The 1,790-nt window shown below is 39.7% G+C and carries 2 protein-coding genes; one reads left to right on the top strand and one right to left on the bottom strand.

What is annotated here, in order from left to right; translation table 11 throughout:
* Positions 1-159 precede the first annotated feature (159 nt).
* Positions 160-1,521: an oxygen-independent coproporphyrinogen III oxidase gene (gene hemN / locus ACEW8U_RS05475; RefSeq protein ID WP_373521031.1), complete on the top strand. Its 1,362-nt coding sequence runs from the start codon at positions 160-162 to the stop codon at positions 1,519-1,521.
* Between the two features lie 23 nt (positions 1,522-1,544).
* Here hemN and ACEW8U_RS05470 read toward each other — a convergent pair whose 3' ends face one another.
* A complete protein-coding gene (locus ACEW8U_RS05470; RefSeq protein ID WP_373521030.1) occupies positions 1,545-1,742 on the bottom strand; it encodes a hypothetical protein in 198 nt (65 codons plus the stop codon).
* Positions 1,743-1,790 lie beyond the last annotated feature (48 nt).

The raw sequence follows: 1,790 nt of genomic DNA, 5'->3' as shown, positions 1-1,790 counted from the left end.
TTAAAGGTTGATTTTAAAAATATCAAATTAAGTTTAAAAGTCCATCCTTTACTGTAGTGTAAAAAACAATAACCATGACTTTTATCAGGTTTGGGCAAAGTGATGGTCATAAAAACACTGGGTATAAAATGTCAAATTTGTGCACTATCTATGAAGATTATGACTACAATATCTCCCAAACTTCTGCAAAAGTATAATGTCCCGGCTCCACGCTACACCTCCTACCCTACTGTACCGCTTTGGTCAGATGACCTGAGCGAAAATGGATGGATCAGTTTGGTCCAAAAGGCATTTGAGGATTTTGGGGAATCTGAGGGTGTCACTTTATACATCCACCTCCCTTATTGTGAAAGTCTTTGTACTTACTGTGGCTGCAACAAACGCATTACCAAAAACCATAAAGTCGAAACTCCCTATATCACTTCCATCATGAATGAATGGGAGGCTTATTTAAAAATCTTTGATGACAGACCCAAACTGGCAGGTATCCATTTGGGCGGTGGAACCCCTACCTTTTTCTCACCTGAATCACTGAAGGAGATGCTCTCATTTATCATTGGAAGTGCGGAGGTCATGCCTGAAGCCGAGTTGAGTTTTGAAGGACATCCAAACAATACAACCCGAGAACACTTGCAGACTTTGTTTGATTTGGGTTTCCGTAGGGTGAGTTACGGCATACAGGATTTCAATGAAGAGGTACAGAAAGCCATCCATAGAATCCAACCTTTTGAAAGGGTAAAAGAGGCGACAGATGTGGCAAGGGAGATTGGTTATGATTCGGTAAACTTTGATTTGATCTATGGTCTGCCGCATCAGACATTGGAAACTATTAAGGCTACATTCAAAAAAGTGGCTAAGTTAAAACCGGATAGAATCGCATTTTACAGTTATGCCCATTTGCCCGCTGCATTTCCGGCGCAGCGGAGCTTTGAAAAGTTCTTGCCATTGGAATCCGAAAAAAGAGCCCTTTACGAAGGAGGAAAAGTTTTACTATCTGAAATGGGTTACTTCGAAATCGGAATGGACCATTTTGCCCTTCCCAACGACCCCTTGAACAAGGCAAAGGAAAACAAAACTTTGCACAGGAATTTCATGGGCTATACTACCTCGCCTTCCAAGATCTTGATTGGCTTGGGTAACAGTTCCATTTCTGATGTGTATTACGCTTATGCCCAAAACACCAAGGAAATTGACCTGTACAAGGAACAGATCAGCTTGAAGCACTTTGCCATCAGCAAAGGGCACAGGATGAGCAAAGAGGATATCAAAACAAGACATTTGATCCTTAACCTGATCTGCAACCAAGTGGCCGAATGGGATTTTTGCTATTATTCCCTTCTAGGTAAAAAGAATTGGGACAGACTCAAGGTATTCAAAGAAGAAGGATTGATCGAATTTGATTCAAAAGGGATTGAAATCCTCCCTGCAGGCCTTCCCTTTATCCGAAATATCTGTATGGTATTTGACCTCAGCATGCAGGAAAAAGAATCTGCGAAATTTGGGTTTAGTAGGTCAATATGAAAAGGATTTATCAAACTCGACTATCACCTTTCCTTTAATTTCTGAATTATAGATTTAGGATCAACGGTTTCTCCTGTTTTCAATTGATCCATTGCTGTACCAAGTGCAAGATCTTCAAATTGTTCATCCTCCAAATTAATTACAGTCCCTCCTAGTTTTTTGGCGAGTTCAGAAAGTATCTTGTTACTTTTGTTGTCTGCTTGAATAATAATTGCTCCCATAATTTGATTTTTTATAAAGATACATATTGTATTATTGTTTTGACTCTA

The organism is Aquiflexum sp. (assembly GCF_041751335.1).
Taxonomy (GTDB): Bacteria; Bacteroidota; Bacteroidia; order Cytophagales; family Cyclobacteriaceae; genus Aquiflexum.
Note: the sequence above shows the minus strand (reverse complement) of the source record. Positions and strands in the feature narration are given on the sequence as shown.

Coding starts and splice junctions, on each gene's coding strand:
- hemN (WP_373521031.1), top strand. CDS start 160: ATGACTACAATATCTCCCAAACTTCTGCAAAAGTATAATGTCCCGGCT.
- ACEW8U_RS05470 (WP_373521030.1), bottom strand. CDS start 1,742: ATGGGAGCAATTATTATTCAAGCAGACAACAAAAGTAACAAGATACTT.